This is a genomic window from Mesorhizobium sp. WSM3866, assembly GCF_002294795.1.
In the GTDB taxonomy this organism is placed as follows: Bacteria; Pseudomonadota; Alphaproteobacteria; order Rhizobiales; family Rhizobiaceae; genus Mesorhizobium.
On sequence record NZ_NSGC01000024.1, the window covers coordinates 37,010 to 50,626 of the forward strand.

General features: G+C 60.7%; 12 protein-coding genes. 9 read left to right on the forward strand and 3 right to left on the reverse strand.

All coding sequences use genetic code 11. From position 1 onward, the window contains the following. Nucleotides 1-103: 103 nt before the first annotated feature. Nucleotides 104-712, forward strand: a complete 609-nt coding sequence (locus tag CK222_RS29835; protein WP_067320655.1) for a cysteine hydrolase family protein — start codon at nt 104-106, stop codon at nt 710-712. Nucleotides 713-1,656: 944 nt separating this feature from the next. Next, the gene (locus tag CK222_RS29840) at nt 1,657-2,343 is read left to right on the forward strand and encodes a response regulator transcription factor (protein ID WP_245299539.1); all 687 of its coding nucleotides are present in this window, start codon (nt 1,657-1,659) and stop codon (nt 2,341-2,343) included. Between the two features lie 147 nt (nt 2,344-2,490). Here the strand turns inward: CK222_RS29840 and CK222_RS29845 are convergent, their stop codons facing one another. Then, entirely contained in the window at nt 2,491-3,573 is a 1,083-nt protein-coding gene (locus tag CK222_RS29845) for a hypothetical protein (protein WP_141247157.1), read from the reverse strand. 549 nt (nt 3,574-4,122) lie between these two features. Between CK222_RS29845 and CK222_RS29850 the strand changes: the two genes are divergently transcribed. Further along, nucleotides 4,123-4,710, forward strand: a complete 588-nt coding sequence (locus tag CK222_RS29850) for a sugar transferase (RefSeq protein ID WP_208720894.1) — start codon at nt 4,123-4,125, stop codon at nt 4,708-4,710. Nucleotides 4,711-4,792: 82 nt separating this feature from the next. Here the strand turns inward: CK222_RS29850 and CK222_RS29855 are convergent, their stop codons facing one another. After that, on the reverse strand, nt 4,793-5,041 hold the full coding sequence (locus tag CK222_RS29855; RefSeq protein WP_066992046.1) for a hypothetical protein: 249 nt from the start codon (nt 5,039-5,041) through the stop codon (nt 4,793-4,795). A 411-nt stretch (nt 5,042-5,452) separates the two neighbouring features. On the opposite strand from CK222_RS29855, the gene CK222_RS29860 reads away from it, so the two are divergent. The 6 genes from CK222_RS29860 to CK222_RS29885 all read left to right on the forward strand — a co-directional run bounded on the left by CK222_RS29860 (nt 5,453) and on the right by CK222_RS29885 (nt 11,267). Beyond that, nucleotides 5,453-6,757, forward strand: a complete 1,305-nt coding sequence (locus tag CK222_RS29860) for an O-antigen ligase family protein (RefSeq protein WP_095802781.1) — start codon at nt 5,453-5,455, stop codon at nt 6,755-6,757. Nucleotides 6,758-7,028: 271 nt separating this feature from the next. After that, nucleotides 7,029-7,640, forward strand: coding sequence for a hypothetical protein (locus CK222_RS29865; protein WP_141247158.1), 612 nt, complete (start codon nt 7,029-7,031; stop codon nt 7,638-7,640). Nucleotides 7,641-7,642: 2 nt separating this feature from the next. Further along, a complete protein-coding gene (locus CK222_RS29870; RefSeq protein ID WP_095802783.1) occupies nt 7,643-8,647 on the forward strand; it encodes a hypothetical protein in 1,005 nt (334 codons plus the stop codon). 157 nt (nt 8,648-8,804) lie between these two features. Further along, entirely contained in the window at nt 8,805-9,953 is a 1,149-nt protein-coding gene (locus CK222_RS29875; protein WP_095802784.1) for a PqqD family peptide modification chaperone, read from the forward strand. Continuing rightward, nucleotides 9,944-10,945 (forward strand): nucleotidyltransferase family protein, encoded by a 1,002-nt coding sequence (locus CK222_RS29880; RefSeq protein ID WP_245433363.1) that lies wholly within the window; start codon nt 9,944-9,946, stop codon nt 10,943-10,945. Before CK222_RS29875 ends, CK222_RS29880 begins: the two co-directional genes overlap by 10 nt. A gap of 79 nt (nt 10,946-11,024) precedes the next feature. Further along, a complete protein-coding gene (locus CK222_RS29885) occupies nt 11,025-11,267 on the forward strand; it encodes a hypothetical protein (RefSeq protein ID WP_082953725.1) in 243 nt (80 codons plus the stop codon). 193 nt (nt 11,268-11,460) lie between these two features. On the opposite strand, the gene CK222_RS29890 is transcribed toward CK222_RS29885, so the two are convergent. Beyond that, nucleotides 11,461-13,617 (reverse strand): cadherin domain-containing protein (locus tag CK222_RS29890; RefSeq protein WP_141247159.1); only part of this gene is annotated, 2,157 nt, incomplete at its 5' end.

A 13,617-nucleotide genomic window follows, 5' to 3' on the forward strand; every position in this document is an offset into this window, starting at 1 on the left:
GGCGAGGCGTTGCCTCACCAAAGTTCAGAAACGAAATGTCGAGCTTTGACCGCGTCGGGCACTTCTTCACCAGAGCGAACATGAACTTCCGACAGGAAATCCGATGTCGGCTTCCGGCTTGAGCTATGGTCCTCTGGGCGAGCGCTGCGCGCATCTATGCGTCGACATGCAGAAATTGTTCGCGGAACCTTCGGAATGGGCCACGCCGTGGATCACCCGCGTCCTTCCGAGGATCGTCAGCCTCGTCGAATGGAAAGCCGAGCAGACCCTTTTCACGCGCTTCGTGCCGGCTGAAAAGCCTGGCCTGGGTGCCGGCACCTGGAGGCGCTACTATGAGCGCTGGGCGTCGATGACGATCGAAAATGTCGGGCGAGAAATGGTCGGGTTGCTGCCGCCGCTGTCATCCTTCTGTCCGCCGGCGCAGGTGATCGACAAGCATGTTTATTCGCCCTGGCCGGAGGGCAGACTGCAGAGGGCACTTGCCGCGCGCAGCATCGACACCCTGGTGGTCACGGGAGGCGAAACCGATGTTTGCGTGCTTGCAACCGTCCTGGGGGCGATCGACATCGGATATCGCGTGGTGCTGGTCACGGATGCGCTTTGCAGTTCATCGGACGCGACGCACGATGCCCTGATGACCGTCTACCATCAGCGCTTCGCGCAACAGGTCGAGACCGTCGAGATGGAGACGGTCCTTTCGGCCTGGACCTGAACGTTATGGGACGATCCGCACCGGCTACAGCCGAAAGCGACCGATCAACTGCTGTTTGACGGGAACCGCAATGTTTCTCCGAAATTGCGCAGGCAGGGAGTGTGTAGATGCCTAAACCAGCGAAACGGGAAAAAGCTCGCAAGCCAAATCCGTCTGACCCCAACCCAAAGCAAAAGCCGCCGAGGGACACGCGCGAAAACCCGACACGGAATCCGGACGGTCCCGGCGAATTGCCGGACACCACCACGCGTGAAGGAGTCGAGACAGTCAGGCCTAACCTGAAACGCTAGTACCGGTAGGCGTACGTATTTCCGAGGCGCGACGCTTTGATGTTGTGGAGATAGGCCGCGCGAAGATTGACTTGTCGGCCCGACAAGACTGCGATTGCCGGCCAAAAAAGGAACCCCGGCTGCAGTGGTTGGGTGGGGGCACGGCAGCCGAGGTCAATGTTTTTCTCAGAACTGTGGCGCCGTTTGCTTCAAACCGCAAATCTCGCTCTAAGGTCGAGATATGCTCGCGCGCAGCTTTGAGGAGCAGAATTCCTGTGATGGCAACTTAAGGTTGTCATCCTTTCGGTCATATTAGCCACCTAAGATATAATTACCAAATTGTTAACCAGGATTAATGCGCCTTTTCCACAGCATCGTAGTATGCATTTGAGGCTGGATTACCTCAATGGAGCGGGGATCCCATACGTCCGTGGGTTGGGCCGGCGTATGCACTACTCCTTGAATCTATTCCTCACTTCGCAGCAAGTCGCCCGACACACGGTAAACAGCGTATCAGTTCATGCCGCTGAACAAGCCCTGCGTGGGAGTCAAGATAAAAAGGGGAGCGAGCGAAGTCGGCGGCGGAGAGGAGTAAATAAGGCGATGGGACATCTTCAAATTTCCGAGTCTTGGAAAGACGCGACGGGGTCGTTGCAGAACGGGCATCTGACGGACGTGAACGGGCTCGGCACGTCTGATCTCGAAGAAGGACACCCGACCGAAGGTCTGGTGGTAATTGTGGACAAACGGGCACTCGAGCGCGAATGTCTTGCTCGAGGCCTTATCGAACATAATCCGGCTTTGCGCGTCAGCGCCGTAGGATCTCTTGATGAGATTCAGCACGTCGCCGGCGGGGCGGAAGCTTCCGCGATCCTCGTTATTCTCGGCGCCCGAAAGGTGACCGACCAGAGCGTTCGGGCGGAACTTGTGCACCTCATCTCCGAGGTCGGCGCCGTACCGGTAATCGTCGTGGTGGATTCCGACGAGCCGGGGGAGATCCTTGCGGCTCTCGAATGCGGCGCCCGCGGCTATATTCCCACGAGCGTCAAGGTGAAGGTCGCTGCCGAGGCCATCGGTCTCGCCCGCGCCGGAGGAATCTTCGTGCCCGCCAGCTGCGTGCTGGCGCTTCGCGAGATCATCCATTCGACGGCAAACGGCGCCCGTCCGCTCGCCGGAATGTTCACCTCGCGCGAGGCCGCGGTCGTGGAAGCGCTCAGGAAAGGCAAGGCCAACAAGATCATTGCCTACGAGCTCAACCTCTGCGAGAGCACGGTCAAGGTCCATATCCGCAACATCATGAAAAAACTGAAAGCCACGAACCGCACTGAGGTGGCCTACAAGCTTAGACAGATGATGCTTTGAAGGCTGCCCAGGCCTGGTGCCTGGCAATAGAACGACGCACGCCGATCCTCGACGTGGAGGCGGACCTATTTCAGGTCCGCCTCCCTTCGAGATTCAGAAATAGGACGGTGCCTGCAGGTCTTGGAACGGATGCGCTCAGGCCGATGCTCAGGCATGTTCCCGGTCAACCATCTCGAATCCTGCCTTCACGAGAAATCCAACACTGTCGCGGCCCAACTCCGCACCGCGATATGCTGCTTCGGCAGCCTTCAGGCCTCCCGTCAGTCTGCGGATCACCGGAGCCGCTCCGAGTATCTCGAGCGGCAGGCCCAACTCGCCGCGGTTGGGGCGCTTCGGCGGCCATACCCTGAGGCCGAAATAGCTGGCGGCCGAGCGGTCGATCCCGCCGCTGAACTGCACCAGCAGCGCCTGGCGCGTTCTCCTGGCGATGCGGCCCAGACTGTTGATGTCCATTGGGGGTTTGGCGGAGGGCCGCATAGCGACGATGATCACCTCCCATGCATCATCGGTCAGCAGAACCGGATGCGAAAAAACACCAACTCTTGCTCCACGTTCGGCGAGCATGCGTTCGAGGAACGGTGCGCAGGGCGTGTCGCAGACGATGGCGAATCTCGAGGCACGCTGATCGACACCGGCATCCTCGAGTAGGACCCGGCATAAGCGCGCGAATTCCGGCATCAGGTCTATGGCCGGGTGACCGAGATTTGGAGCAGCAACCTTGATGCCGGCCTCGTCACAGGCATCGAAGTCCAACACGCCTTGCCGAAGCTCCCAAGGCTCCGCCATGAGCGCAACGACCGCGTGAGAGGGCAAGAGCTCGATGAGCGATCTCGAAATCGGTCCGACCTGGGGACAATTGGTGATGAGGTCGACCTCCTGCCATTTGCGGCTTTCGATGCGGTTCGTCACTTCCACGCGTTCGGCGACCTTGGCGTACTCGGCAAATGCCAACGTTGCGTCCGCGGCCGCCGCCAGGCTCGGATGTCTGGAGGATACGCGGGTGAGTGCAACGACACGGTCGGCATTGGCGAGCGCCGCGGCTGTCGCAGTCACCGCCTGATAGCCCGTCGCCGCGCCAGCCACGACAGTGAGGCCGGAGAGATCAAGATCGAGCAAAGCTATCTGCTTGCGGACGACGGCAAGTGCTTCCGCATGGTCGACCTCCAGAAACTGACGAGCGCCCGGCCTTGCGGGGAAGTCACCGGACGAAGGCTTCGGAATGGGCGTCACGTTGCGTGCTCCACTGACAGGCTGGCAGGCATTCTTTCGACGCGGAAGATCTGTCTCGTCGAATCTCGTCGCATGCGCGCGCATGCTTTTCAGGCATTGCCAGACGGCTGCCGGCTCGCCCATCCGGCACCAGTGGCTCCAGACATTCTCTCGGCATCCTTGCCATCAGAGCTAGGGCCTGAATTCAGTCGGCGGTCTGGATCGCCGCTAGCCGGACCAGTTGATTTCGTCGATCACGAATACAGTCGAAGGTGCCCACACTGCTACTGCAGAAAATGGGTGCCAGTGTTACGCCGTTTGATCAGAAGGCTTATCGACACCGCGCCGGCAATACGCGTTCAGGCTAAGAGGCTAACCGGCGCCAGATAGGGCGCTACCTCCTTTTCGGTTCTTGCCGGGAATGATCCGCCGCGTGAAGTTGAGCGCTAAAATCAGCCGTTTTCCTTGGCGAAGCTCATGACAATCAGCGCATTCGACACGAACCCCCGCAGACCCGGAATAGGCGTCGGCCAAAACCATCGTCCGCTTGGGGGGCGGCGCAAGAGGATCATGGACGTCACCATCGCATCGATCGCGCTTGTGCTGGCCGCTCCGATCATGCTTGTGGTTGCCCTCTTAATATTGGCGACCGACGGCGGACCGGCGATATTCTCTCACACTCGGGTCGGCTTCAACGGCAGGCGTTTCGCCTGCTACAAATTCAGGACCATGGTTGCCAACTCCCAGCAGGTTCTGGCCGACTATCTTGCGAGCAATCCCGAAGCCGCCAAGGAGTGGGAGCAGAATTTGAAATTCAAGAACGATCCGCGCGTCACCTTCCTGGGGCACATTCTCAGAAAGTCGAGCCTTGATGAGTTGCCTCAGCTCATCAACGTGCTGCGCGGCGACATGAGTTGCGTCGGCCCTCGGCCGGTCGTCCCCGACGAGCTGCAACGTTACGGCGCCTGCGCTATCGATTATCTTCGAACCCGGCCCGGGCTGACCGGCGCGTGGCAAGTGACGGGCAGAGACGCAATAGACTATCCCAGCCGTGTCTCCCTCGACAGCCGCTACGTGCGAAACTGGTCCATATGGGCCGACGTCGTCATTCTCGTTCGGACGGTCTTCGCTGTGATGAGATTCGATCATGCGTCCTGACTGCCGAGGAAGGCAGCGAGCATTGGCGGCATCGCCGCTTTAAAAATTCCGGCGCCGGCGACGAAATGGCAGCCGCAGTCCGTCAATGCTCATCGGTCACGGCGCGACGCCACACGATGCCGAGGAAGACGCCGAGCAGGTAGGCGCCCTGCAGCGTGACAACGAAAAGCAGGATCGAAAGCAGACGGTCCCAGGCAAACAGGCTGCCGATGCCGCCTGCAATGGCGCTGAACACCACAATCACCGCGGTCATGACGATGAGCGCCGGCGCGCGAACACGAAATCCGAGCAAAATGCCGATCACGCCGACGGCGACAAGACCCCAAAGCACGGCGATCTCCTACGGTGTGAAAGACTCGGTGTGCCGCGCCCAAGTCTCCCACATGTGCAAATCCGCACCAACACCGAATCCCCGCCGCGGCTGGACCGGATCTCGACCAGGCAGACTGGAATCGCAGCACCACCAGCCCTTGCACAAAAGGCGTAGGACACCTTGTCCCAATGACGCGTTTTCGCTCATTTCCTTGTCATCCCGCTGCGCCTACGCTGCTTATGAAATAGGTACGCGGAGTATTCACCCGCGGTGCGGCAGCGCGCCTTGAATCACCGTCCTGGAGTGAACGTTGTGTCTCTATTTCTTGGCGTTGCCGTTCAGGACACAGGGGCACCGGACGCAGCCTGGCGAGGCAAGAGCGCGTCGGCCCGCGGTTGTTGCATAGCATTTTCAGCGTGACGTCCATCGATGCTGCAGGCTTCCATCCTTTTGCTGATCGTGTCCATATGGTTCCCTGGCGCCACGCGGATTGCCGGAACAGATGGCTCGATTTCCTTTTTGCTCGCTTTGTTCTGCGGCCTGGTAAGCCTCGTTCCCTACGCCGAAGCGACAAAACGTCTGCATCGCACCGACACGGCCTTGGCAACTGCCGTGCTGACAACATCTGCCCTCATCATGGTTCTATCGCTGCTGTCGGCGCTACACGCGGACAATCCGGTCAGGACCATGCGCGCTGTCTTCGCCCAGGTGTTTGGTTTCGCCACTATCCCGACCATTGCATTGATCGCCGCGAGGCCTAGGAGTTTTGAGGCAATCGACAGGATTGGGATGACCATGGCCATCATGGTTGCTGTTACATCCTGCCTTGTCGTTATTGGCCTCGGCGATGCTCGATTCGCCGATCGGGCGGAGGGCTATTTCAAGCACGCAAACCAGCTCGGAATTGCCTTGTCGGCCGGTCTGCCGCTTGTCGCCGCGAAGCTGGTCGCTTCTCGAAGGCACCGAATCCTCCTTTCGGTTTGCCTCCTCGCGGGGTTGCTGGGTTTGGTCAAATCGGGATCCAAGACGAATTTCGTTCTTGGGGTCGTCGGTCTCGGCACGTTCTACGGGCTATACTGCATCTATCTGGTGATAAGGAAGCAGCGTCCGGTAACAGTGATCGCGGCGACCGTTACGGCTCCGATATTGTTCCAGGCTAGCTTTATGATGTTGCAGTTCCTGAACCCACGGGCCTACAAGCTGCTGTCGCTTCAGCTCTCCGGCGGGGAGGCACATTCGATCGTTTCGCGGCAGCGACTGTGGTCGATATCAATCGATCTGGGCCTGTCGCATCCATTCATGGGCGTGGGCGCAGGGCAATGGGTGGGCGACATCGCTCCGCACAGCCACAACCTGTTCATCGATTATTTTAGAACGCTGGGAGTGCCCGGCCTCGCCTTGGTGGTGATCATGGTTCTGCTGGTGGTGGGTTATCTGATCAGCACCGTTCTGCACACATTGGTCGACAGGGGCAGGAGCGAACAAGCGACCGAAGTGAATGTCATGGTGCTCGGAACATCGGTCGCCGTATGGAACTACTTGGTCGCCAACCAGATGAGCGATTCCTTCGGGCCGTCAACCGCCGCCTTCTTCTGGCTGCCGCTCGCTTTGCTCATAGTCTACCGCGGCATGCAGCGATCGCTGCAGACCGGCCTTGCCAAGACCCCGAGGTTGTATGTCGGGACCGGGTCTCAGCTGCTTGAAGTTGAGTATGCCCCTCGCACATCGCCTTGACTTCATTGGCGTTCCAAGAGTTCATCGTACCACCCGAAATCCAATGTCCTCGCACACTGTTGGTGACCTGGCGGCAAGCCTCCCGCCAAGCGTCGAAGCACGCGCGCTGCGGACAGACATTCGATTTGTCGAATTCTTTGGTCTGCCCGGGGTCGGAAAGACAACTACCTCCGGCCTGCTGGCGAACAGCCTGCGACGGTGTGGCCCGCCGGTAGGCGACGTGCGAGTGGCGTGGGAAGGAAGAACATTCATCGAGAGGCAGATACACAGAATGGGCGTTGTCGCCCCTCGGCTGCTAGATCGTGAGTTTCGCTCGTTGCTTGCTCGAATTGCCCGCTTCGTCATCGAAAGCAGGCAAGTGTCGCGCCTTGATGCCATCAGGCTTGTCTGGAATCTTATCAGCCTGGTCGCATTTATCCAGCATGAGAGGGCAAGAAGAAATTCAATAATCATAATGGATCAGGGGTTGCTGCAGGGATTCTGGTCCATATTGCTGAAGAGCAGATGCAGAAAAACATCCGAGAATTGGCTGGATATGCTTTCTGCCGTCGGATTGCATGACATGGTTTTTGTCCATCTGCGCAGCGAGACCGGCATCGCCAGAGACCGGCTCCTGACCAGGGGCGATCGCTCCTCGCGGCTGCAACGGACATCTCCGGACAGCGATCCCGACCTTTGGTCGGCGGCGGATCGGGCCTGCCGCGAAATGGCGGCCGCCCTTGCGCGGGGAATGGGAACGGAAGATCGCATGGGCGTGCTCGCGGCCATCGACATCGAAAGGCTCGCATCGCCCGAAGACGTGGCCTCGAGAGCTCTCGAGGCGGTCCGTTCGGCCTGTCTCGAGCGGCATCGGCAATCCCTTTCTTCAGGTCAACGAGCATGAGGATGGACCGCCGTTCATTCATGGGCCTTGCTGGGTTGTCTCCCGTGTTCGCGCTGTTGCCGGGCTCGTGCCAGGCGGAGGGCGGGCAGATGCCGGAGGGCAAGCAGCTCGTTCTGACGGGCGAGCACGGCTACGAACAACAAATGTTTCGGGATCTCGAAGCCGGAACGACAATCGACGCCCGGAATGCTTCCTTCACAGTCGCCAACAGCAGAAATCCTGAGCCCAGCGCGATGATGGGCTGCGACGAAGGAAACCTGCCGGTCAATCGCTACCCGGTGGTCATCCGCAACTGTCCGGACGTTCATTTCATCGGAGGGCGCTTCGACGGCCAGGTGCCGCTGACCTCCGATTGGCGCGACACCTACTGCAACAGCGCGGCTCTGCTTGTCAGGGACGGAACCGCCAATGCGACAATAGAAGGCGTCCGCGCGCGGCGCTGCTGGGATGGCGTGCGTTTCGCAGCGCGGGCCGACGGCTTTCACCTGAAAGGCTGCTGGCTCAGCGAAATCAGGGATGATGCGGTGGAGAACGACTACCTGCTCAGCGGCATTGTCGAAGATTGCCTGTTCGACGGCTGTTTTTCGGGGATCAGCGTGGATCCTGCCTCAAACGAGCGGGATGGGACAGGGGAGACAGTGCAGATCGATCGAACCCTCATTCGCATGCACCCGTTTCTCTCCAAGGGCGAAATCACACATCAGGCGCCGATCAAGGCCGTCGCTCAGTCACCCAGGCTGAGGATAACGGGATCGGTTTTCGCATTGGCTTCGGTGAACATGCGTGGACTCCGTCGCCTGGAAAGAACCTGGGGGCTGGCTATCGAAAGCCGGGACAACGTGTTGCTGTGGCTGCCCGACGAACCAATTCCTTCGGAATTGCCGCTGCCGCCATCCGGTTTCAAGGTGCTGACGGGCGCTGACGCGCGCGAATACTGGAACAAGGCGCATCTGCAATGGGTCGCGGCGCATCAGAACGTGGCCCGGTTCTCCGACGAAGCGCTGTGAGAAGTCGCACTCGGGGGCAAACATTCGGTTGCTTAGCTGTGTTGGGCGAAGTGAACTCCTGCCGAAACGCTTGTCGCTTCGCCCATTGAACGTACTTGTTTCGCAACGACAGGTTGGACCGCCGTCGCGTTCCGGCAGAGGGGGAGAGGACTACTCGATGAATCACGAGGCGGGTAACGGAACGGCGCCGCCAGGCTCCACCGCTCATATCCCGGCCACGTTTGTGACCCAGGGACGGCTGGCACGCGTCAGGGGGCAGAATATCCTGTTCAGTCCTTCCCAGCGGGCCATCTTCGCCGTCAACGATACTGCCGCCGAGATCTGGCGCTCCCTGGAAGAGGGAACATCGCCGCGCGCCATTTCGGCCGAGATGGCCCGCGCCGGCGTCGATGGGATCGAGGCAAACAGGCATGTCGAGGCCGCGCTGAGGGATTGGCAGCGGCTGAGCTTGATACGGCCCGACGCACCGCCGTCTGTGTCGGCTCGAGAGGCTGTGAGCCAGGTCGTCGCGATCGCGGGCCTTTCCGTACGCATCGAGTATCCTGCAGCCTGCGCCTTTCCCGCGGTCGCCGTGTTCCGGCATCTCGAGGTCCGACGAGAGACTGCCGACATTCTGTTCCAACTGGTCGAGCATGAAGGACGGGTCCACCTGTTCCGGGATGGCGACTGGGTTCTTTCCTGCGCGCCCGACGAGCTGCCCGTCATGGTGAAAGGGCAAATGCTGATCGAGGCCCTCGATCGCAGCGCCTACGAACTTGCTCTACACGCGGCTGCGCTTGTCAAAAATGAGCGCATCGTGCTTCTTTGCGGCAACCCGGGCGCAGGCAAGACTACGTTGACCCTGGCGCTGGTCAATGCAGGGTTCGGTTTCGTATCTGACGATGTGACCCTGTTGGACTCCCGGGGACATGGCATTGGTCTGCCGTTTGCGCCTGCCGTCAAGGCAGGAGCATGGCCGCTTTTGGCCGAACGCTTCCCCGATCTCGACGCTGTTCCGGTTTGTCGCCGGCCAGACCGCAGGCGAGTTCGGTTTGCGGTGCCCAGCGAGGTCGTGCCGTCCTCTCCCATACCAATCGGCTATGCAATCCAGCTTCGTCGAGGTCGCGATGCGAAAGCTTGCCTCGAGCCGATCGACCCGGCCAGCGCATTGCGTGTGCTGCTCAACGGGGCGTTCGCACCCGGCCGAGAGTTGAGTGGCAGCGCCTTCGACACTCTGACCGAAGTCATCGGATCGGCGGGCACCTATTGCCTGAATTATTCGAAGCTCGATGATGCAGTAGAGCTGATCACGAAGGCATGCCGGTGAGACACAGAGGCAACGCGCTCGAGGCTCTGATCGCCGGACTTCGCGGCAGTCCGGCCGACCGGGCCGATTGGCACGCCGTAATCGCTCTGGCCAATCGCACTTTGCTCACGCCGGATTTGTTCTCCTCCCTCGCGCGCGCCGGCCAGATCCACCGGCTACCGCAGGACGTGTACGAGTATCTCCGGTTCGTTCATGACTGCAATCGGGAGCGGAACTTGCGCTTGCGTGCGCAACTGCGCGAAGCCGTTGCGGCGCTCAATCGCCGCGGCATCGTTCCGCTCCTGCTCAAGGGCGCTGTTCCCTTGTTCCTTGCGCCGGCAGGCCAGGCTCCCAGCAGGATGACAAGCGACCTCGATCTGGCCGTGGAGCCGGCCAACGAGGCGGCCGCCCAAATCTGCCTTGAAGAGCTCGGCTATGTCGAGGTGGCAGGTGAGCGAGGCATGGCGCGTGAGCAGGATGCCGGAATGCTGGAACTCCGGGCGCGCCGGGCGATCGACTTTGAACCTCCCAAGCTCGTCCAGCACGACGATTTGTGGGTGAATATTCCTACTGCCCAGTCCCGGGCTCTGCACTGGATCGTGCACGACCTGTTTAAGGAGGGCGACTATTGGCGCGGAAGGATTGATCTCAGGCACCTTCACGACCTGGCGCAATTGGCGGAGACCGAGAACGTGGACTGGAGCGCGCTGCAGGCATCCATGTCGGACCGAAGCGCCCGCAATGCCCTGGATACCCAGCTCCTGGCCTTGCATCACTTCTTCGGAACCAGGATCCCGGCAAGATGCGCGCGGCGCCCGATCGTCCGTTTCCAGCACTGGAGGCGCGTCTTCACGGCAACCCACCCGATCATCGGCGCTCCGTTGCGCCTGGCCGGGAATTTGATTTGGGGAACGCGGCGGTTTCTAAGCGCCAGGGGTTCGGCGAGGGGGGGCTCGTCCGATTTCGCGCGGCGCATCGCTCGTACGCTTTTGCTTCCAAGCGCGAAAATCTAAGCCTTTTGGTGAACTAGTATCCTGGCATCGGGAAACATAAGCTGTTGTGATACTTTGGAACCCGCATGGGAGAATCGTCATGCCAACCGAAAGCACGAAACGCTCGGAAAGGACGCAGGAAGTCCTCGTTTCAGAGGCTCAGGCGCGCCGGGACTTTCTCAAGAAGGCAGGGCGTTTTGCGGCGGTGACTCCACCGGCCATAACGGTTCTGCTCGGCACCAGCCTGAACTCCAGAGCGATCGCCAAATCGGGAGGAACACGCCCGGGCAACGGCTGGGGCGACAACAATCATATTCACATTGGTCCTCCCGGCCAGTCGTAAGGTTGACCGTCAGGGTCGCTGAAGCAGCGTTTTGAGAACCAAAAGCGCGTCGCGGGGAAATGGATCCCGGCGGCGCGCTTTCGCGTCTTTGCTTCAATTTTGATACCCCGATCGCTGGCGGCACGCCGCGGTCGGGGTATTTTGTTTGTTGGCGGCGACCGGGTTGGCGCAAGCGTAAATCGTTCCTGTCAGATCAGGCGAGCAGCCAATCGTTCAAATGGAATTCATAGATCTTGCCGTCGTTCTCGGTCGGATTCGAGTCGTTGTCCACGCCGCGATCGACGACATAGAGGCTCATTTGGTGGCTCGGATCGTCGCTGCTCGGCGCCAGCGCAAGTCCCGCCGGCTTTTTCGCGTTGGCGGCGGAGATGTCGAGTGTGCCCAGCAGATCCCCGGTTGGCGTCACCATTGCCACGGAGGTGCGTGACACGATGACATAAAGCAGGTCGTGGACCGGATCATACGCGATGCCCCCGTCAGAAGGGGTTCCGAGCGCCTCTTCAGAAAAACTCGTCACGACATCATCGCCCCCCGTGCTTGGGACGCCGTCGAATCTGCCGTTCTGGCCCGGAGCGATGGTGTAAATCCTATGGGTTGTGCCATCCTCGAGATAAAGCACGCCGCGGTTTGTGTCGTAGGCAATACTCTCCGCATCCGTACTGCCGAACGCGGCGGTCCTGAACGAGGTCACGATATCGTCGGAGGTGTTGTAAAGCCCATCGTTGCCCGGGTTCAACTCGTAGACGCTCTTCGTGCCGGTATCGTCCGAGAAGAAGAGATGGTGGTTCGCCGGATTGTAGGTGACCCCGGCCGGCTCATCCGAGAAATTGATGGTGGTGAGCGTGCCCGTCAGGGTGCCGTTCAGATTCATCTGGAAGAGATTCTTGCCGGTGAAAATCGACATCTCCTCCACCTCACTATCGGTCACCAGCAGCTTGCCGAGGTGGGAGATATAGACGATATCGGTCGGGTCGGGGCTCGGCGGTGACCACTGCGAAGTCAGAATGGTGTGCGCCAAGGTCACGGATGTCGGCAACTGGGTGGCGGTGACGCCGACGGTGAAGGTGTGCGTGGCGATGCTGCCGTCGGACGAGGTGGCTGTCACGTGGAGATCGATCGTCGGTTCGGACTGAGCGTTGAGCGTGCCGCTGCTCGATCGCGTGATGACACCGGTGCTGGAATTGATGGCAAAGCGCGAGTCGTTGATCGTGTAGGTGACCGTCGAGCCGGCATCGGGATCCTTGGCCGAGGCGGTGATGCCGACGGCAGTGCCGGCGGCGGCATTTTGGACGATCTGATTGGCCGCGGTGTTGGCATCGGGCGGCGTGTTGAACGCGATCGGTTCGGGGCTGTTGAGGACGGCGAGGGTGAAGCTCTTGTTGGCGGTGCTGCCGTCGGAGGAGGTCGCCGTCACCGTCAGGTTGATGGACGACTGGGTCTCGAAGTCGAGCGTGCCTGTGCCCGAACGCGTGATGACACCGGTGCTGGAATTGATGGCAAAGCGCGTGTCGTTGATGCTGTAGGTGACCGTCGAGCCAGCATCGGGATCCGAGGCCGAAGCGGTGATCCCTGTCGGTGTCCCCGCCGCGGCGAGCTCGGCGATCTGGTTGGCGCTGGAGTTGGAGTCGGGCGGAGTGTTGAAGGCCACGGGCTGTTGGCCGGCCGTGACGCTGACAGTGAAGGTGCTCGTGGCGCTGCTGCCATCGGACGACGTCGCTGTCACCTGGAGATTGATCGTCGGTTCGGACTGGGCGTTGAGCGTGCCGGTGCCCGAGCGCGTGACGACCCCGGTGCTGGAATTGATGGCAAAGCGCGAGTCGTCGATCGTGTAGGTGACTGTCGAGCCGGCATCGGGATCCGAGGCCGAAGCGGTGATGCCGACGGCAGTGCCGGCGGCAGCGTTCTGGCCGATCTGGTTGGCCCCGGAGTTGGCATCCGGCGGCGTGTTGAACGCGATCGGCTCCGGGCTGTCGAGGACACCTAGGGTGAAGCTCTTGGTGGCGGTGCTGCCGTCGGAAGAGGTTGCCGTCACTGTCAGATTGATGGACGACTGGGTTTCGAAGTCGAGCGTGCCTGTGCCCGAGCGCGTGACGACGCCGGTATTGGAATTAATGGCGAAGCGTGCATCGTTGATGCTGTAGGTGACGGTCGCGCCGGCATCGGGATCGGTGGCCGAAGCTGTGATCCCGGTGGGTGCTCCCGCCGCGGCGAGCTCGGCGATCTGGTTGGCGCCGGGATCGGCATCGGCCGGTGTGTTGAAGGCCACCGGACTTCCGGATCCCGGCAAGACATATTCGATGTGCAGCAGCGGCGCGCTGGCGGGATTGTATTCGTAGGAATCGGCGGTGCG

What these genes read in the sequence shown, in the direction of transcription:
- CK222_RS29835 (WP_067320655.1), top strand. Translation starts at nt 104, where the DNA reads ATGTCGGCTTCCGGCTTGAGCTATGGTCCTCTGGGCGAGCGCTGCGCG.
- CK222_RS29850 (WP_208720894.1), top strand. Translation starts at nt 4,123, where the DNA reads ATGGACGTCACCATCGCATCGATCGCGCTTGTGCTGGCCGCTCCGATC.
- CK222_RS29860 (WP_095802781.1), top strand. Translation starts at nt 5,453, where the DNA reads ATGCTGCAGGCTTCCATCCTTTTGCTGATCGTGTCCATATGGTTCCCT.
- CK222_RS29865 (WP_141247158.1), top strand. Translation starts at nt 7,029, where the DNA reads ATGGGCGTTGTCGCCCCTCGGCTGCTAGATCGTGAGTTTCGCTCGTTG.
- CK222_RS29870 (WP_095802783.1), top strand. Translation starts at nt 7,643, where the DNA reads ATGGACCGCCGTTCATTCATGGGCCTTGCTGGGTTGTCTCCCGTGTTC.
- CK222_RS29875 (WP_095802784.1), top strand. Translation starts at nt 8,805, where the DNA reads ATGAATCACGAGGCGGGTAACGGAACGGCGCCGCCAGGCTCCACCGCT.
- CK222_RS29880 (WP_245433363.1), top strand. Translation starts at nt 9,944, where the DNA reads ATGCCGGTGAGACACAGAGGCAACGCGCTCGAGGCTCTGATCGCCGGA.
- CK222_RS29885 (WP_082953725.1), top strand. Translation starts at nt 11,025, where the DNA reads ATGCCAACCGAAAGCACGAAACGCTCGGAAAGGACGCAGGAAGTCCTC.